The organism is Pseudochrobactrum sp. B5, assembly GCF_001939785.1.
In the GTDB taxonomy this organism is placed as follows: Bacteria; Pseudomonadota; Alphaproteobacteria; order Rhizobiales; family Rhizobiaceae; genus Pseudochrobactrum; species Pseudochrobactrum saccharolyticum.
Genome location: NZ_MOYL01000001.1, coordinates 295,533 through 314,302 on the forward strand (window position 1 = coordinate 295,533; position 18,770 = coordinate 314,302).

General features: G+C 53.0%; 17 protein-coding genes and 1 other RNA gene. 7 read left to right on the top strand and 11 right to left on the bottom strand.

Translation table 11 applies throughout. The features are described 5' to 3' along the window. Nucleotides 1-30 precede the first annotated feature (30 nt). The 8 genes from BKD14_RS01440 to BKD14_RS01475 form a co-directional block, all read right to left on the bottom strand. Nucleotides 31-999 (bottom strand): glyoxylate/hydroxypyruvate reductase A, encoded by a 969-nt coding sequence (locus tag BKD14_RS01440; RefSeq protein WP_075654005.1) that lies wholly within the window; start codon nt 997-999, stop codon nt 31-33. Beyond that, entirely contained in the window at nt 996-2,639 is a 1,644-nt protein-coding gene (locus tag BKD14_RS01445; RefSeq protein WP_075654006.1) for an ABC transporter ATP-binding protein, read from the bottom strand. The genes BKD14_RS01440 and BKD14_RS01445 overlap by 4 nt, the downstream gene beginning before the upstream one ends. Next, on the bottom strand, nt 2,636-3,772 hold the full coding sequence (locus BKD14_RS01450; RefSeq protein ID WP_075654007.1) for an ABC transporter permease: 1,137 nt from the start codon (nt 3,770-3,772) through the stop codon (nt 2,636-2,638). Before BKD14_RS01450 ends, BKD14_RS01445 begins: the two co-directional genes overlap by 4 nt. Then, complete coding sequence (locus BKD14_RS01455) at nt 3,772-4,866, bottom strand: microcin C ABC transporter permease YejB (RefSeq protein ID WP_022711624.1); 1,095 nt, start codon at nt 4,864-4,866, stop codon at nt 3,772-3,774. The genes BKD14_RS01450 and BKD14_RS01455 overlap by 1 nt, the downstream gene beginning before the upstream one ends. 60 nt (nt 4,867-4,926) lie before the next feature. Continuing rightward, a complete protein-coding gene (locus tag BKD14_RS01460; RefSeq protein ID WP_139316304.1) occupies nt 4,927-6,828 on the bottom strand; it encodes an extracellular solute-binding protein in 1,902 nt (633 codons plus the stop codon). 91 nt (nt 6,829-6,919) lie between these two features. Continuing rightward, on the bottom strand, nt 6,920-8,752 hold the full coding sequence (locus BKD14_RS01465; RefSeq protein WP_075654008.1) for an extracellular solute-binding protein: 1,833 nt from the start codon (nt 8,750-8,752) through the stop codon (nt 6,920-6,922). Nucleotides 8,753-8,877: 125 nt separating this feature from the next. Further along, complete coding sequence (locus tag BKD14_RS01470) at nt 8,878-9,102, bottom strand: alkylphosphonate utilization protein (RefSeq protein ID WP_028233806.1); 225 nt, start codon at nt 9,100-9,102, stop codon at nt 8,878-8,880. Nucleotides 9,103-9,171: 69 nt separating this feature from the next. Continuing rightward, entirely contained in the window at nt 9,172-9,852 is a 681-nt protein-coding gene (locus tag BKD14_RS01475; protein WP_075654009.1) for a cytochrome c family protein, read from the bottom strand. Between the two features lie 181 nt (nt 9,853-10,033). Here BKD14_RS01475 and BKD14_RS01480 point away from each other — a divergent pair, with 181 nt between their 5' ends. Beyond that, nucleotides 10,034-10,777: a 3-deoxy-manno-octulosonate cytidylyltransferase gene (locus tag BKD14_RS01480; RefSeq protein ID WP_075654010.1), complete on the top strand. Its 744-nt coding sequence runs from the start codon at nt 10,034-10,036 to the stop codon at nt 10,775-10,777. A 49-nt stretch (nt 10,778-10,826) separates the two neighbouring features. Further along, nucleotides 10,827-11,693 (top strand): prephenate dehydratase, encoded by an 867-nt coding sequence (locus BKD14_RS01485; RefSeq protein WP_075654011.1) that lies wholly within the window; start codon nt 10,827-10,829, stop codon nt 11,691-11,693. 49 nt (nt 11,694-11,742) lie between these two features. Here the strand turns inward: BKD14_RS01485 and nudC are convergent, their stop codons facing one another. Then, nucleotides 11,743-12,690: an NAD(+) diphosphatase gene (gene nudC / locus BKD14_RS01490; RefSeq protein WP_075654012.1), complete on the bottom strand. Its 948-nt coding sequence runs from the start codon at nt 12,688-12,690 to the stop codon at nt 11,743-11,745. Between the two features lie 23 nt (nt 12,691-12,713). Next, entirely contained in the window at nt 12,714-13,124 is a 411-nt protein-coding gene (locus tag BKD14_RS01495) for an HIT family protein (protein WP_028233805.1), read from the bottom strand. A gap of 158 nt (nt 13,125-13,282) precedes the next feature. On the opposite strand from BKD14_RS01495, the gene ffs reads away from it, so the two are divergent. The 5 genes from ffs (at nt 13,283) to BKD14_RS01520 (ending at nt 17,864) form a co-directional block, all read left to right on the top strand. Beyond that, nucleotides 13,283-13,379: signal recognition particle sRNA small type (gene ffs, locus BKD14_RS01500), an RNA gene on the top strand. A 221-nt stretch (nt 13,380-13,600) separates the two neighbouring features. Further along, complete coding sequence (locus BKD14_RS01505; protein ID WP_280949114.1) at nt 13,601-15,442, top strand: DNA polymerase III subunit gamma/tau; 1,842 nt, start codon at nt 13,601-13,603, stop codon at nt 15,440-15,442. 73 nt (nt 15,443-15,515) lie between these two features. Further along, a complete protein-coding gene (locus BKD14_RS01510; RefSeq protein ID WP_022711615.1) occupies nt 15,516-15,839 on the top strand; it encodes a YbaB/EbfC family nucleoid-associated protein in 324 nt (107 codons plus the stop codon). Between the two features lie 81 nt (nt 15,840-15,920). Beyond that, on the top strand, nt 15,921-16,526 hold the full coding sequence (gene recR, locus BKD14_RS01515) for a recombination mediator RecR (protein WP_075654014.1): 606 nt from the start codon (nt 15,921-15,923) through the stop codon (nt 16,524-16,526). A 60-nt stretch (nt 16,527-16,586) separates the two neighbouring features. Then, the gene (locus BKD14_RS01520) at nt 16,587-17,864 is read left to right on the top strand and encodes a lytic murein transglycosylase (RefSeq protein WP_075654015.1); all 1,278 of its coding nucleotides are present in this window, start codon (nt 16,587-16,589) and stop codon (nt 17,862-17,864) included. A 3-nt stretch (nt 17,865-17,867) separates the two neighbouring features. Here BKD14_RS01520 and BKD14_RS01525 read toward each other — a convergent pair whose 3' ends face one another. Beyond that, complete coding sequence (locus BKD14_RS01525) at nt 17,868-18,752, bottom strand: LysR family transcriptional regulator (protein WP_075654016.1); 885 nt, start codon at nt 18,750-18,752, stop codon at nt 17,868-17,870. Nucleotides 18,753-18,770: the final 18 nt, after the last annotated feature.

Consider the following 18,770-nt stretch of genomic DNA (forward strand, 5'->3'; position numbering starts at 1 on the left):
GAGCCGGAATTTCCGGCTCTTTTTATGTTTTTAATATTGTTTCTCACGGTCAACGAGATTGATCAGCGTGCCGTCGCGCTCATAGTCGCGGATCATGCGGATAATCTCCGGCACCAGAGCATTGGCCGAAGAGCTGGCCGCCGCATGGGGGGTGATCGTGATTTTCGGATTGCCCCAGAGCGGGCTGTTTTCAGGCAGCGGCTCGGTTTCAAACACATCAAGCGAGGCAGCTGAAAGCAGACCGCGTTCAAGCGCTGCCTGAATATCGGCTTCATTCTGCAAACCGCCGCGCCCTGCATTAATCAGGATTGGCGCGCCAAGAGGTCCGTCTTCTTTCATACGGCCAAACACGGACATGGACAGAATACCTTTGGTGTCCGGTGTCAGCGGCAGCAGGCAGACAAGAATATCAACCTGTTTGAGAAATTCGGACAATCCGTCTTTACCGTGATAGGTGGCAACACCTGCAACATCCTGCGGGCGGCGGCTCCAGCCGCTGACATTGAAACCAAGATGTTTCAGCTTGTCCGCTGCATCGCGCCCCAAAACGCCTAAGCCCATAATCCCGACATTGACCTCACTGGCCGCAGGCTGACGGCGATCTTCACGCCAGACTTTTTTGAGTTGCTGGGCGCGATATTGAGAGCCGAGACGGTGATGATCCAGCACCTGCCAGACCACATATTCGGTCATGCGCATGGTCAGATCAGGCGAAACAGTACGCACGATCGGCAGATCCGGCACCTGATCATCATGGAACACATGATCCACACCGGCACCGAGCGAGAAGATAACTTTCAGATTGGGCAGATTGGCAAGCGAACCGCGTTTCTGTTTCCACACCAGCGCATAATCAATGGATGCTTCTTCACCGGCTTTGACCTCGGTAACGATTTCACGCTCCGGCGCAGCTTTGGCAAAGGCTTTGATCCAAATTTCCGGATCCCAGCCGGTCGCTGCAAAATAGATTTTACCCGTGTTTTTTACTGCTGCACTCATTGATTTACCACTCCCTTTTCAGCCGTCTCCAAACGGAAGGCTGCTGCCATCAATGCGCGGGTGTAATCGGTTTTCGGCGCTCCGAAGATTTCCTCCGCCGGACCATATTCCACTGCTTTGCCATTGCGCATCACCAGCACATGATTGGCAAGGGCTTTGACCACGCGCAAGTCGTGACTGATGAAAAGATAGCTTAATTCGTGTTTTTTCTGCAAATTGCGCAGCAATTCGACAACCTGTGCCTGCACACTCATATCGAGGGCTGAAGTCGGCTCATCCAGCATCACAAAACGCGGATTGAGCACCATGGCACGGGCAATGGCGATGCGCTGGCGCTGACCGCCGGAAAACTCATGCGGATAGCGGAAGCGGCTTTCCGGATCGAGATTGACCTCATGCAAAGCGGCAATGACTTTATCATCGCGCTCGTCAGCCGAGAGTTTCGGTTCATGCACCTGCAATCCCTCGGCGATAATCTCCGCAACCGACATACGCGGGCTGAGAGAGCCGAACGGATCCTGAAACACAATCTGCATTTCACGGCGCAGCGGGCGCATATCCTTGAAGGAAAACCGGTCGATATTTTTGTCACCAAAGCGGATTTCGCCTTTGGATGAAATCATCCGCGACAGCGCCAAACCAAGGGTGGTTTTGCCGGAGCCGGATTCACCAACCACACCCAGTGTCTGACCCGCACGCAGTTCCACATTGATACCGTCAACGGCCTTCACATAATCGACTGTCTTGCGCAGAAAGCCTTTTTTGATCGGAAACCAGACTTTGATATCTTCGCCGCTCATGACAAGCGGTGCATTTTCTTCCGCAGGCAGCGGTGCGCCTTTCGGCTCGGCACTCAGCAAATGCTTGGTATAATCATGCTGCGGATTGGTGAAAATATCTTCTGTCTTGCCGCTTTCCACGATTTTACCGTGATGCATGACGCAAACGCGGTCGGCAATTTTGCGTACCACACCCAGATCATGGGTGATGAACAGCATCGACATATCCTGTGATTGCTTTAACTCGGCCAGCAATTGCAGAATTTGTGCCTGCACTGTCACATCAAGCGCAGTGGTCGGCTCATCGGCAATCAGCAGTTTCGGCTTATTGGCGAGCGCCATAGCGATCATCACGCGCTGGCGCTGTCCGCCGGAAAGCTGGTGCGGATAGGATTGCAGGCGCTTTTCCGGTTCGCGGATGCCGACTTCATTGAGCAGTTCCAGTGTCCGTGCGCGCGCCTGTTTTTCACCCATGCCCTGATGCAGACGCAAGATCTCACTAATCTGACGTTCAACCACATGCAACGGATTGAGCGAGGTCATTGGCTCCTGAAAGATCATGGCAATGTCATTGCCGCGAACACCGCGCAGCTTGTTTTCCGGCATGGTCAGCATGTCCGCACCCTCAAAGAGGATCTGACCGGACGGATGGCTGGCGGAAGGATAGGGCAGCAGTTTCAGCACCGACAAAGCGGAGATGGATTTGCCCGAGCCGGATTCCCCCACCAGAGCGACGGTTTCGCCTTTGTGAATGTCGAAGGAAATATGATCGACAGCAACCCTGTCCTGACCATCCTGATGAAAGGCAATCGACAGATCGCGGACACTCAGCAGCACTTCGGCTTTTTCATGGGAACTCATTTAAAAGCCTTTCGCGGATCAAAGGCATCACGCACTGCTTCACCGACAAAGATCAGCAGCGACAGCATCAGCGAGATAACCACAAAACCGGTTATGCCAAGCCATGGTGCCTGAAGATTATTCTTACCCTGTGCCAGCATTTCACCAAGCGACGCCGAGCCCGGCGGCAGACCAAAGCCGAGGAAGTCGAGCGAGGTCAGCGTGGTGATCGAGCCGTTGAGAATAAACGGCAGGAAGGTCAGGGTTGCGACCATCGCATTGGGCAGCAAGTGCCGCCACATGATGGTGCGGTTATTGACGCCCAGCGAGCGTGCTGCATTCACATATTCAAAGTTACGGGCACGCAGGAATTCGGCACGCACCACGCCGACAAAGGCAACCCATGAGAACAGCAGCATGATAAACAGCAGTACCCAGAAGCCCGGCGGCAGAATGGCAGCGATAATCAGCAGCAGATAGAGCACCGGTATGGACGACCAGATTTCGATGAAGCGCTGGAAAATCAGATCAACCCAGCCGCCGAAATAGCCCTGTACCGCACCGGCTGTTACACCGATCACACCGGAAAAGGCAGTAAGGATGAGGCCAAACAGCACGGAAATACGGAAACCGTAGAGTGCACGGGCAAACACATCGCGCGCCTGATCGTCAGTGCCGAGCCAGTTCATATTGCCGATGGTGCAGTTCGGATCATTCACGCCTTCCGCATAGCGGGCGCAGCGCTGTTCTTTCGACATCAGCCAGAACGGTTTGGACGGTGCGGCTTCCGGAATTTCATTATTCACGGTGCGGTAGGAATAACGCACCGGCGGCCAGATCGCCCAGCCGTTTTGATTGATCTCGTCCTGAATGACCGGATCACGGTAATCGGTGACCGCATAGAAACCGCCGAATTTCTCTTCCGGATAATCGACCAGCACCGGCATCAGAATTTCGCCCTTGTAGGAAACCAGTATCGGTTTGTCATTGGCGATAAATTCAGCAAAGAGCGAGGTCACAAACAGAAACAGGAAAATCCATAGTGACCACCAGCCGCGCCGATTGGCCTTGAAATTGCGCCAGCGCCGCTGGTTGAGCGGCGACAGAAACGGGCGTTTCACACGCGCAGGAGGGGTAGTCGTGACAGCACTCATCACACATCCCTCCGGTCAAAATCAATACGCGGATCAATCCATGTATAAGTGAGATCGGAGAGCAGACCGACCAGCAGGCCGATCAGCGAGAAGATAAACAGATTGGCAAAGACCACAGGATAATCACGGTTGAGAACGGACTGATAGCCAAGCAGGCCGAGACCGTCGAGCGAGAAGATGGTCTCAATCAGCAGTGAGCCGGTGAAGAAGGCGGTGATAAACGCACCGGGGAAACCGGCAATCACAATCAGCATCGCATTGCGGAACACATGGCCGTAAAGCACCTGCCGCTCTGTCAGGCCTTTGGCGCGGGCAGTGGTGACATATTGTTTGCGGATTTCTTCCAGAAACGAATTTTTGGTGAGCAGGGTGGTTGTCGCAAAGGCCGACAGCACCAGCGCCAGCACCGGCAGCGCCATATGCCAGATATAGTCTGTGATTTTGCCCCACAGGCTCATCTGGTCGAAATCCGGCGAAGTCAGGCCGCGCAGCGGGAACCAGTCGAAGAATGAACCGCCCGCAAACAGCACGATCAGCATGATGGCGAAAAGAAAACTCGGAATTGCATAGCCGACAATAATCACCGCGCTGGTCCAGACGTCAAAACGTGAACCGTCGCGCACAGCTTTGAGAATACCGAGCGGAATAGAGATCATATAGGAAATCAGGGTGAGCCACAGGCCGAGTGAAATCGAAACCGGCAGCTTTTCCTTGATCAGATCAATCACTTCAATATCGCGGAAATAGGAGTGTCCGAAGTCAAAACGGGCATAGTTCCACAGCATCAGACCGAAGCGTTCCAGCGGCGGCTTATCAAAGCCGAACTGCTTTTCCAGACTGGCGATAAATTCAGGATCAAGCCCTTGCGCACCGCGATATTTCGAGGAACTGCCGCTGTCCATTGATATTGCGCCTGCATCAGCGCCTCCGCCTGAAAGCCTGTCCATGGCATCGCCGCCCTGTCCCTGCAATTGCGCAATCACACGCTCTACGGGGCCGCCGGGGGCAAACTGGATGACGGCAAAAGAAATGGCCATGATGCCGAAAATGGTTGGAATCATGAGCAGCAGGCGTCGGAGAATATAAGCGCCCATCAGATGAATAATCCTGTTTGTTTCTTATTGTGTTTTGTGAATTTAGCGCAAAGAACTGAATTATGTTTTACCAAGCTGTCCGGCTTTCGCTTTATCATACCACCAGTAAAATTCCGGATAGCCGCCATAGGGAGGCGATTCTGTCATACCAAATTTGTCCCAATAGGCGATCAGTTTTCCGCCTGCTGACCAGCAGGGGATCCAGTCTCTGCGGTAACGTAACAACCGGTCGAGAATAAGGACAGCTGCGGTCAGGTCTTTGCGATTATCCGCCTGTGCCACATCATCCAGCAATGCATCAATCAAAGGACTGCTGGTGCCGGTATGATTTTGTGAACCCGGCATGTTGACGCTCTCTGAGCCATACATGACAGCGAGTGTGGCTCTGTCCAAAGTCGGCGATGTGCTGAAGGCAAGCCCCATCATGTCATAATCAAAATCCAGCAGACGCTTCTGATAAGTCGCCGCTTCTGCCATGCGCACTGTCGCATTGATCCCGATGGCCTGAAGGTTCTTAATCATCGGATTATAGACGCGGTTAAATCCGTCGGAATCATTGAGAATTTCCAGCGTGAAAATCTGACCGTCAGCACCAACCAGCCACTGGCCTTTGCGTTGATATCCCGCTTCTTTCAGCAAATCTGCCGCGCGGCGCAAGTGTTCACGATTGCGGCCGCTGCCGTCCGTTACCGGCATAGTCACCGGATCACCGAGCAAAGCAGCGCGGGTTTCCTCATCAATCAGTGCAGCATGGCGGGTAATAACTGCCTGTTCAGCGGCGGAGGCTTTGCCCTTGGCTTCAAAGTCAGAATTGCTGAAATTGGATTGCTGGCGCTGATACAGATTGCTGAATAGGTTTCTGTTGCTCCATTCGAAGTCAAAGCACAGTCCTATCGCCTCGCGCACCCGCTTGTCACGAAAACGCTCGCGGCGCTGGTTGAGCGCCCAGCTTTGCATGGACGGAAATTTCCATGCAGGAAAGCGTTTCTTGATGACTTTGCCGGTTTCTACCGCGCTGAAATTATAATCATTGGTCCATGATTTGGAGACGCTTTCTGCACGCCAGTCCAGAATACCTTTTTTGAAAGCCTCAAATGCCGGTTGTCTGTCGCGGAAAAACTCGATGCGGATACGGTCAAAATTATTGCGCCCGATATTCACATTGAGATCTTTAGCCCAATAATCTTCATTGCGCTGATATTCGATAAATTGTCCGGCAGAGAATGCACCGACTTTATAGCCACCGGAGCCGAGCGGAATAGTCAGGCTGTTTCCGTCAAAACTATGCTCTGTGTAGTAGGTTTTGGAAAGCACGGGCAGCAATACCATGCTGGTGATGAGACGGCGGTTTTGGGCTGCTGTTTCACCTTTGAGAGTCAGCTTCAGGCGATAGTCATCCTCGGCAACCGCGCTTTCCATTTTGGCGAGCAGCAGGCGGAGCGCTGGATGTCCTTTTTCTTTCAGCAGATCATAGCTGAAAGCGGCATCATGCGCGGTGAGTGGTGTGTTATCGTGAAAACGCGCCTGTTCGCGCAGTTTGAACAGATAGCTTTTGCCGTCATCGCTGGCAGTCACGCTTTCTGCGATCAGACCGTAAACCGCATCCGGTTCATCCAGTGCACGGGTCATCAATGTATCGAAACAGATTTCCATCCGTGGCGGCGCATCACCCAAAGCGGAAAATGTATTGAGCGTGTTGAAAGTGTTCGGAGCCTGATTCAGCGTCCATTCATTGACGGAGAAATTAAAGCTTCCGCCTTTGGGTGCCTGCGGATTGATATAATCAAAATGGCTGAAACCGGCAGGGTATTTCAGATCATCAAACACGGCCAGCCCGTGACTGGCTGTGTTTTTGCTCTCCTGCGCTCTGAGCTGAAAGGGGAGAGCGGAGCTCAGTGCCGCTGCCCCGCTTAGCACAAGAATCTGCCGCCGGTTCATAAGGCTTTTATGATGCTCTGCCATGATTTTTCTCCCGCTTTGCAGCTGTGATCCGGTCTTGTATCGGGCATAAAATTATACACCAAAATACAGGACCAAATCAGAGTGAGCCATTTTATGGTTTAGGCTTTACCCACCAGGAGAACGGATCAATCCCGGCATAATCAGGCTGCTTGTCCGGAAGGCCGAACTTGTTCCAATAGGCAACATTGATTGTATCGGAATACCATTGCGGCACGGTGTAATAATTCCACAGCAGCACGCGGTCGAGGGCGCGGGTGGCAGCCACCAGCTCGTCGTGATCTTTGGCATAGACAACGCGGTCGATCAGCTTGTCGATGGCCGGATTTTTGATACCGGCATAGTTTTTGCTGCCCTTCAGATCGGCAGACTGGGTGCTCCACATCTCCCGCTGTTCATTGCCGGGTGACTGGCTCTGCGCCACAACCGTGGTGATAATATCGTAATCGAAGTCATTCACCCGTGCCTGATATTGCGCATCATCAACAACGCGCAGTGACGCATTGATGCCGACGCGGCGCAGATTGTTGATATACGGATTTACAACGCGCTCTTCGTTCGGATTATTGGTCAGGAATTCGAGAGTAAACACCTCGCCTTTGTCATTGGTGAGCTTGCCGTCCTTCACCACCCAGCCGGCCTGTGCAAACAGGTCAATGGCATGGCGCAGATTGGTGCGCATGGACTGCGGCGTGTCGAAGACGGGCAGCTTATACGGCTTGGTGAAAACAGCTTCCGGAACTTCCCCGCGCACGGTCTCCAGAATTTTCAGCTCTTCAGGGGAAGGCAGGCCGGAAGAGGCCAGATCAATACCGGCAAAATAGCTTTCAATCCGCTTATACTGGTTGAAAAACAACAGACGGTTCATGCTTTCAAAATCAAAAACCCAGTTCAGTGCTTCACGAACCCGTACATCCTGAAATTTGGCTTTTCTGGTATTCAGGAATGCGCCCTGCATACGTCCTGCTGCATGAAACGGGAAACTGGCTTTGATAACATCGCCGCGCTCCACAGCCGGAAAATTATATTGTTCTTTCCAGCGCTGAGCTATGTTTTCCAGACGGAAATCATAGATGCCGCCTTTTTTGAAGGCTTCCCATGTCGCGTCATTGTTCAGAAAATATTCGTATTTGACCTGATCGAAATTATTGCGTCCGACCTGGGTCGGCTGGTCTTTACCCCAGTAATCCTCTGCGCGTTGCCAGATGATGGATTTACCCGGATTAACGGAAGCGATTTTATAGGCGCCGGAGCCGAGCGGAATTTCGAGAGTGGAGCGGCTGATATCACGCTGCTTGCCGTTTTTATCTTTGCCTTGCCACCAATGTTTCGGCAGCACGACGAGATCACCCATAATGTTCGGCAATTCGCGGTTACCGCTCTTGTCAAAGGTGAAGGTGACTTCATTATCGCCGGTTTTCTCGGCTTTCACGACGTCCGCATAATAGCGGTTATAGAGCGGGGATTGTTTTTTCAGCGTCTCGAAAGACCAGATCACATCTTCCACAGTAATCGGGGTCTTGTCATGCCAGGCGGCTTTCGGGTTGAGACGAAATTTCACCCAGGAGAAATCATCGGGAAATTGCATGGCTTCGGCAATCATCCCGTAGGATGTCGAGCTCTGATCCATCGACTGATCCATCAGCGTGTCATAGAGCCTGCCGCCGCCGAAATTGGCGAGACCGGCAGCCGCAACACCCTGTACCACATAGGGGTTCAGCGTATCAAATGAACCGACAGCAACCTGATTGAGCGTACCGCCTTTAGGCGCATCAGGATTGACGTAGTCGTAATGTTTAAAGCCTGCGGCATATTTAGGCTCACCTGTCAGGCTGTTGGCATGGCGCCATGGCAAATCCTGAGCGGAAGCGAGGCTGCTATACAGCCCCAAACCTGCAAGAAGCATAATCCGCAATGCTGTTTTCATTCCGCCACCCGATAGTTTGCTCACAAGAATAAGCTTCCACTTTAATGATCCCTGTATGAATTAAAAGGGAAAGCGGGCAGAAGCAGAGCAAAAATCGGAAGTGGCGGATTAAATCTTTGTAATAATCAGGCTTTTTTGACGAATTCGGTTTTCAGAACCAGACCCTTGACCTGTTTGGTGTTGCACTCAACTTCACCGTCACGGCCGTTGAGGCGGACATTTTTCACCAAGGTGCCACGCTTGATAGTTTCAGATGTGCCTTTGACTTTGAGGTCTTTGATGAGGGTGACAGAGTCACCGTCCTGCAGCTGGGTGCCGTTGCTGTCGCGTACAATTGGTTCATCAGACATGAGACATTTTCCTTCAAAATAAAAGCCGGGCATTAAGCCCGGCTTGATAATATTCAAATGATCTTAAGATCAGTTGGCGGGCTGCGTTGCCGGTGCTTCCGGTGCGGCAGGTGCCGGAGTTTCTGTTGCCGGTGGAGCCGGAGCTTCAGCAGGCTTTTCTTCTGCCGGTTTTGGTGCTTCAGCAGGAGCGGCAGCTTCCGGTGCAGGCAACGGCGCAGGATTGTCAGACAGCGAGCGCAGATAAGCAATCAGATCAGCGCGTTCATTATCTTTTTTGTCGCCGGCAAAGCCCATAGCTGTGCCTTTGATATAGCCTTTAGGCGAGGTCAGGAACTTATTGAGATGCTCATAATCCCAGACTTCTTTGCCGCCCTGTGAAAATTCTTTCATGGCTGCGGAATAGCTGAAACCTTCAACGGTCGCCATCGGACGGTTTACAACATCCCAGAGATGCGGACCGACTTTGTTCGCGCCGCCTTTTTCACTCGTGTGACAGGCTGCACAGCGTTTGAATACTGTTGCACCGCGTGCAGGATCAGCTGATGCCAGCAAGGTTGCAATCGGAACAGCAACAGCTGCTTCCTTGCCACCGGCTGCCGGTGCGCCGCCTTCTGCCGCTGCAATTTCATAACCGGCTTTTTCAGGATGCGAGGTCGAGAAAATCGCATCGGATGAAATACCAATAGTCATTACAACAAAAACTGTGGCCAGAAAGGCCATGATAAACTTGTTGGACTGAGACGATTCCATGTGGCCGCTAGCGCTCCTCTTCCCCAACGCCTTTAGCTTGGCGGTAATTATTGATACGTCTTAGGGGAGGGTTGCCCTCCATTGCTGACTTTCGCCGGAAACTAGGTCTTTTACTTGGCGCTGGCAACACCTATAAGAACTGCAGTACCCGTGACTTTTTGACACTTTCGGATGAATAGCCATGTCTAAGCCGTTTAAATCGCTGATCCTGATCCCCGCCCGCATGGCCTCAACCCGTCTTCCGGGCAAGCCGCTGGCCGACATTGCCGGCAAGCCGATGATCGTGCATGTGGCCGAGCGTGCAGTTGCATCCGGTCTGGGACGCGTGGTTGTGGCAACGGATAGTGCAGAGATTAAAACGGCTGTCGAGGCGCATGGGCTTGAAGCAGTGATGACACGCAGCGATCATGAATCCGGTTCGGACAGAATTTATGAGGCTTTGCAAACTATTGATCCGAATAAAGAATTTGATGCCGTAATCAATGTTCAGGGTGACCTGCCAGTGATTGATCCGGCGCTGATTAAAACCGCTTTGCAGCCGCTGATTGATGGGCCTGCGGATATCGCCACCCTTGGTGTTGAGATCACAGATTCCCAAGAGAAGACCAATCCGAATGTGGTGAAGATCGTCGGCTCGCCGCTGGCCGGTGCCAATAAATTGCGCGCGCTTTATTTTACCCGCGCCACTGCGCCTTATGGCGATGGCCCGCTTTACCATCATATCGGTCTTTATGCCTATCGCCGTGCGGCACTGGAAAAATTTGTCGCGCTCGGGCCTTCGGTTCTGGAATTGCGTGAAAAACTGGAACAGCTGCGGGCTCTGGAAGCGGGTATGCGAATCGATGTGGAAGTGGTTCAATCCTTCCCGCTGGGTGTGGATACACCGGATGATCTGGAAAAGGCGCGTCAGTTTCTGTCCCGCTGAAATTCAGGGAAAACAGAGAAGCATTTTATAAATAGTCAAAGGCACCAAAATGGCAGCGAAGACCAATAAAATATCGTTTCAGGGTGAACCGGGAGCAAATTCCGATACGGCCTGCCGCAATATGTTTCCGACGATGGAGCCGCTGCCATGTGCGACTTTTGAAGATGCATTTAATGCCGTTGAAAATGGCGAAGCCGATCTGGCGATGATTCCGATTGAGAATACGCTGGCCGGACGTGTTGCGGATATTCATCATCTTTTGCCGGAATCACGTCTGCATATTATCGGCGAATATTTCCTGCCGATCCATTTTCAGCTGATGGTGCTGCCGGGCACCAAAATGGAAGATATCAAAAGCGTTCACAGCCATATTCATGCGCTGGGACAATGCCGTAAAATCATTCGCGGCAATGGCTGGAAACCGGTGATTGCCGGTGATACCGCAGGCGCTGCCCGTCAGGTGGCGGATCTGGGCGATAAGAGCAAAGCGGCTCTGGCACCATTGCTGGCCGCAGAACTCTATGGGCTGGAAATTTTGCAGCATAATGTCGAAGACGCGGAAAATAATATTACGCGCTTTGTTGTGCTGTCCAAACAAGAGCAATGGGCACCGCGCAAGTCACCGGACGAGCTGATGGTGACAACTTTTGTATTCCGCGTACGCAACGTTCCTGCGGCGCTTTATAAGGCGATGGGTGGTTTTGCGACCAATGGCATCAACATGACCAAGCTGGAAAGCTACCAGATTGGCGGTACTTTCATGGCAACACAGTTCTATGCGGATATTGAAGGCCATCCGGATGATCGTTCCGTGCAGCTGGCACTGGAAGAACTGGCTTTCTTCACTAAGGAAGTGCGTATTGTCGGTGTTTATCCGGGCAGTGAAAACCGCAAGCAACTGCTTGCAGCTGAATAACGGAAAGTAAAACAGTTTGAAAAAAGCGCCGGAGTGATCCGGCGCTTTTTTATTTGTCTGAACACTCTACCCAATGACGGATCAGGGCGCTGGCGATGGCACCGGCAGGTGGTGTGCGTAAGCCTTGAGCATGGACATTATCCAGCATTGCTCTTGCCTCATCGCGGGTAAACCAGCGTCCGTCTTCCAGCTCCTCATAGTCGAGCGTGATCTGATCGGACAAGCCTTGCGCAAAACAGCCGATCATCAGGGAATAGGGAAACGGCCATGGCTGGCTGGCATGATAAGTGACCTGTCCGACGGGCAGGCCTGATTCTTCGCGCACTTCACGCCGGACAGCATTTTCAATCGTCTCACCCGGTTCCACAAAACCGGCAAGGCAGGAATAGGTCAGCGGAGCAAAATGCGGGCTTCGCGCAAGCAGACACGTGTCGCCATTGTCGGTTTTGCGGGTGACCAGCATAATCACCACTGGATCAGTGCGTGGAAAATGCTCGGCATTGCAGGAAGTGCACACCCGTTTGAAACCGCCGATCCGCATTTCTGTCCGGTTGCCGCAACGCCCGCAAAAGCGATGGGTTTTATGCCATGCAAGAAGCGCAGCCCCTTGCGCAACCATACCGCTCAGGGCAGGTGGCAAAAGATGATGCGTATAGAGTGCGCGATATTCCGAAGCTTCATAAGGCGCAGGAAGTGCCTCAGCGTCCAGTCCGGTGTCGAGTGCAAAATAGGCAATGCCCTCTGCTTCACCCAGCAAAATCAGATTGTCACCGGCAGATAAATCCGCACCATTTTGCAGGGCGCGTCGCTCCGCATGGCTGAACAAGGCACGCTGTTCCGGTGCGTCCTGCTTCAAAATAATCTTATTGCCGGCAAAAAGCAGAAATTGCGCATCCGGATCAGCCAATGCTTTGGCTAAACTTGTTTCGTCCCGTTTCTCGGCCTGCGGGTCAAGTGTCCTGCCGGCAAAGCCAAGACCATGGCTGTTATCTGTCATGTGATGAACTCAGGCAGCCAAAATCAGGCAGAAAGACGGTCGCGCAAATCGCTGATCAGCTTGCTTGCTTCTTCGTCCGTATAAGGTTCGCGCGTGCCATGGCCCCAGACCGGACCCGGCCATGCTGCATCACCGCTGTTGCGTGCAACAATGTGAATATGCAGCTGGCGGACAATATTGCCGAGCGCACCACTGTTGATTTTCTCGCAGCCGGTCGCTGTTTTCATGGCTTCGGCAACCATAGAAGTCTCAAAGCTGAGCATGGTCTGGTCGAGCGGGGTCAGCTCGTGAATCTCAGACATATCCGCGCGTTGCGGCACAAGGATCAGCCATGGCCAACGCTTGTCATTCATCAGTAAAAGCTGGCACAGGCCAAGCGGGCCGATAGGAAAGCTGTCATTTTGCAGACGTTGGTCGAGGGCGAAATCTGGCATGATGCGGTGCCTTTGTGAGGGATATTGTTCTTGTCCGGCAGTTTTTGCGGTTAGTCTGGAACTATTCAAACATAAAATGCATGAAAATAATCTATATTTTTTTATCTCGACCTATTTGAGCCTTGCATTTTGTGTTCAAATTTCCGATATGAAGCGCGGGAGGTTGGTGGTGGACGTACCACTCGCCAACCGGGTCAGGTCCGGAAGGAAGCAGCCCTAACGAGCTCGGCACGGGTCATCGTGCCAGCCTCCCACCTTTTTCTCCCCTGAAAATCAGATTGTTGTGCACGGAAAAGCTAAGTTTTCCGAGAGACCGCTTTCTGTTTTCAATCGGCTGACGATCTGTGCTACAGCAGTGAAGCTTAGAGCAGTTCCAGTTGTGATGAACTGTTGGAACCGCTCTAATTATTGTTTTACGCATTTGCCTCAAGCAAAACCGGTTCCCACTTTTGCTGGAAATGCTTTAAAAACGGGATCTGAAGGAGCGCGCGAAATCCATGGATAATAAACCGGCAGACAACGCCTATCGCGTTCTCGCCCGTAAATACCGCCCGCAGAATTTTGACGATCTTTATGGTCAGGAGCCGATGGTGCGCACCCTGACCAATGCTTTTGAAGCAGGACGTATTGCTCAGGCATGGATGCTGACCGGTGTGCGCGGGGTGGGTAAGACCACAACGGCGCGTATTCTGGCGCGCGGCCTGAATTATAAAACCGATACGATTGATCAGCCGAGTGTGCATCTGACCGAATTGGGTGAGCATTGTCAGGCGATTATGGAAGGCCGCCATGTCGATGTGATCGAGATGGATGCTGCCTCACATACCGGTATTGATGATATTCGTGAGATTATTGAACAGGTGCGTTACCGTCCGGTTTCTGCCCGTTACAAAGTCTATATCATCGATGAGGTGCATATGCTCTCCAATCAGGCCTTCAACGGCCTGCTGAAGACATTGGAAGAGCCGCCGCCGCATGTGAAGTTTATTTTCGCGACCACAGAAATCCGCAAAGTACCGATTACCGTTCTGTCGCGCTGTCAGCGTTTTGATCTGCGCCGCATTGAATCCGGCACATTGACCAGCCTGTTGCGCAAGATTACCGGCCTTGAAAATGTGCAGGCTGACGACACAGCACTGGCGATGATTGCCCGTGCCGGAGAGGGTTCTGCACGCGACAGCCTGTCGATTCTCGATCAGGCGATTGCCCATGGCAACGGCACAGTCGACAGTCAGACGGTGCGTGAAATGCTCGGCCTTGCCGACCGTGCGCGCATTATCGACCTGTTTGAAATGCTGATGCGCGGTGATGTGGCAGGCGTTTTGAAAGAATTCCGCGCGCAATATGATGTGGGTGCTGATCCTTCCGTTGTGCTGAGCGATCTTGCGGATTTCAACCATCTGGTCACGCGTCTGCGTTTCACACCGGAAGTCGCGCAGGATATGTCGCTGTCGGAAGATGAGCGCGTGCGTGGTGCTGAATTTGCCAAAACATTGTCGATCCGCGCGCTGTCGCGCTGCTGGCAGATGTTGCTCAAAGGTATTCATGAGGTGGAAACCTCATCACGTCCGGTGCAGGCGGCAGAAATGTTGCTGATCCGTTTGGCGCATTCTGCCGATTTGCCGACACTGGACGAGGCGCTGAAAGCCATTGCCAATGGTCAGGTTGGCGGTAGTTCTGCGCCATCTGCTCCGCAAGGCGGCGGTGGGAATGGCTCCGGTGGTGGTACAACAGCCTACGCAGCCGCTGATGCGGTTTCCGGTCAGATGGTACAGCGTCAAAATAATGGTGGCGCCGCTCTTCGATTGGCAGAGCCAACTGCACAGCCGGTGATGCAGCCGCAAGCTATTCAGACTAAAGCAGAGCCTGCTCCGCAGGCAGTGCGCATCCGCGACCTGAATGACATCGTCAATCTGGCAGGCAATAAGCGTGATCTGCAGTTCAAAGTGTTGGTCAAGAATTTTGTACGTCTGGTTTCCATCGGTCAGAACCGTATGGAAATTGCGCTGACCGAACATGCGCCGAAAACACTGGCCACGGATATGGCGCAGCGCTTGCTGGACTGGACGGGCGAGCGCTGGATGGTCTCGGTTGCCCGTGACGGCGGCGGCCAGACGGTTGCTGAAGTGGAAACCGCACGGCGCGAAGAACTGGTGACAGATGCCCGCGCTGATCCGGATGTGGCGGCGATTCTTGCGAAATTTCCAGGTGCCAAAATTATCGACGTGCGTATCACCACGCCGGATGACGACACTGAGCTGGAAATGCAAATGCCGGATCCGGGTGTGGATAGCGGCGATTTGGATGATGACGATTAATATTAGCTGCGGTTGAAACGACCAAAGCTGTGAACCATTTATTGAAAAAGAGTAATTCGAGGAGTTCTGCCACATGCGTGACATGATGGGGATGCTGAGCAAAGCAAAAGAAATGCAGGCCAAAATGCAGGCTATGCAGGAAGAAATCGCGCAGATGGAAGTCAGCGCCACTTCCGGCGGTGGTCTGGTCAGTCTGACCCTGCTTGGCAAGGGTACATTGACCAGCCTGAAAATTGATCCGTCGCTGCTCAAAGAAGGCGAAGGCGAAATTCTGGAAGACCTGATTATCGCTGCGCATAATGATGCCAAAGCCAAGCTGGAAGCGATGATGGCTGAAAAGACACAGGCGCTGACCGCCGGTCTGCCAATCCCTCCGGGCATGAAACTGCCGTTTTAAGGCGACAGATTATCCATACATCATGTGATTATAAATTAACGCCCGATTCTATTCGGGCGTTAAATGTTTTAAGTCTTCACTATGTCAAAACGAATCGCCGGTCCTGAAATTGAACGTCTGATCCAGCTTCTTGCCCGTGTGCCGGGGCTCGGGCCCCGTTCTGCACGCCGTGCCGCGCTGCATCTGATTAAGAAAAAAGATGCATTGCTGGTGCCGCTTGGCTCTGCCATGCAGGAAGCTGCAGAAAAGGTACGTATCTGTTCCTGTTGCGGAAATGTGGATACCAGTGATCCGTGCACGGTCTGTGAAGATCCGCGCCGTGATCCCTCCACGCTGATCGTTGTTGAAGACGTGTCCGACCTCTGGGCGCTGGAACGCGCTGGCACCATGAATGTGCGCTATCATGTGCTGGGCGGCCGTTTGTCACCACTGGATGGTGTGGGGCCGGATGATCTCAACATTAAAGGCCTGATTGAGCGCGTGACGGGCGGCGAGATCAAAGAGATTATTCTCGCGGTCAATGCCACGGTCGAAGGGCAGACCACAGCGCATTATATTACTGATCAGCTCGATGGCATGGATGTGAAGATCACCCGTCTTGCGCATGGTGTGCCGGTTGGTGGTGAACTAGATTATCTGGACGAGGGGACACTGGCTGCAGCTTTGCGCGCCAGAACAACATTATAAAACCTGACCAACCGATTTTTTATCCAAGTTTCAGGTGGATTTTGTATAAGAGGAGCAGCCATGCAGAAGACTTTCCTCCGTCAGGCTCTGGTGGCGCTCAGCTTGTCTGGTGCGGTAGTGCCTCTCAGCGTACCGGCAGCGCAGGCGCAGACTTATTCTGCTGCACTCCAATCCAAAACCAATGCCGCCTTTCAGCAATGGCTGGAGAATGATCTGTGGCCGCAGGCGCAACAGCGCGGCATCAGCCGCAGCGTGTTCAATCAGTCTTTATCCGGCGTGCAGTTAAACTGGAAACTGCCCGATCTGGTGCCGCCCGGCACCAAGCCGCAAACACCAAAACAGCAAACACAGTCTGAGTTTGGTTCACCTGCCAATTATTTCCGCAAAGGCACAGTTGATTCCGTTGTCAGCAATGGCAAGGTGAAGCTCAATGCCCATAAGAGCCTGCTGACGAAAATCGAACGCGACTTCGGTGTGCCTGCCGGTATTGTTGTTGCTGTCTGGGGACGTGAATCCGCTTTCGGCACGGTGAAGATCCCTTATAACGGTTTTGAAGTGCTGGCGACCAAAGCCTTTATGGCAACGCGTAAGGATATGTTCCGCGCAGAATTGCTTGCCGCGTTAGAAATTGTGCAGAAGGGCTATATGGACAGCGCCCATCTGAAAAGCTCTTGGGCTGGTGCGCTTGGTCAGCCGCAATTCATGCCGACTTCCTATTTGAAACATGCCGTCGACTATGACGGGGACGGACGTCGGGATATCTGGAATTCCGTGCCGGACACACTGGCTTCTATTGCTGCCTATTTGCAGCATTTCGGCTGGCAGAAAGGTCGCGACTGGGGCTTTGAGGTCAATGTACCGCAAAATGTCTCCTGCTCACTGGAGGGGCCGGATCAGGGTAAGAGCTTCAAAGACTGGACGGGACTTGGTATCACCCGCGTTAATGGCAAAGCTTTCCCTGCGCAGGAGATGGGACAGGAAGGTTTTCTGCTGATGCCTGCCGGTCGTCACGGGCCTGCATTTATTGTCACGCCGAATTTCTACGTGCTGAAAAACTATAATATGAGCGATCTCTATGCGCTGTTCATCGGCCATGTCTCTGACCGGATGAGCTATGGTGCCGGTGGTTTTCAGCAAGGCTGGGGCGATGTCGGTGGTCTTTATCGCTCCGATGTCGCTACCATGCAGAAGCGACTGCAAAAGCAGGGCTATGATGTCGGCAAGCCGGATGGACTGGCCGGATTTAAAACCCGTCGCTCCATCGGTATCTGGCAGGAGAAAAATGGTCAGCCTGCTACCTGTTTTCCAGATAAGGCGCTGGTTAAAGCCATTCGCTGATTGTTATCTGGTTTCTTTGACCATCGCATAAAGCGCTTTAAAGGCGTGGCTCTGGTAGCGCTTGCGGTGGTTGAGAAGCCAGAATTGCCGTGGCGGCAATGTAAACGGCACCTGTTTCAATGTGCCTGCCGCGAGATGCGGACGCGCTGCGAGCGCGGAAAGCACAGTGGCATAATCCCCCGCGATCAGAGCCGAGCATATGGCCTCATTTGACGGCAGCTCCAGTGCGAGCGGCAGGTGTGCGGGATCAAAAGCCTGATCGCGTAAATAGGCTTCAAAGGCCGCACGCGTGCCGGAGCCTTGCTCACGCAAAATCCAGAAACTCTCCGGTAAGAATGTGGTTGGTAGTGCCGTACGCTTCGCCCACGGATGCTGCGAGCGAACAACGGTAATCAGCTGATCTGTTGCCACCGATTCTTTATGCAGAAACGGGTCGTCCGTTTCACCTTCAATAAATCCCGCATCTGCCAGTCCCTCCCGTAAAGCTTCAACCACCTGCTCGCTATTGCCGATGGAGAGCTTCAGTTCAATCTGCGGATAGGCGGTATGAAACCGTGCCAGCAGTGGCGGCAGCCAGTAGCTGGCCGTAGTCTGGCTGGCATAAATATGCAGGCTGCCACGCTGCAGGCCGGTAATTTCGGTTAGTGTCAATTCGGCAGCCTGCGCACGGGCAAGCACGGCCTCGGCCTCATGCAGAAAAATACGCCCCGTTTCATTCAGCTCAATACGTCTGCCGATACGGTTGAAGAGTTGTGTCGCATAGCGTTCTTCCAGCGTTTTAATTGCAGCGCTGACCGCTGATGGTGTCAGATGCAGGCTTTCGGCCGCTCGGGTCAGGTGCTGCTGACGGGCGACTTCCGCAAATATCCGTAATTGTTCAAGAGTCATGGCGCTCAATCATTCGAT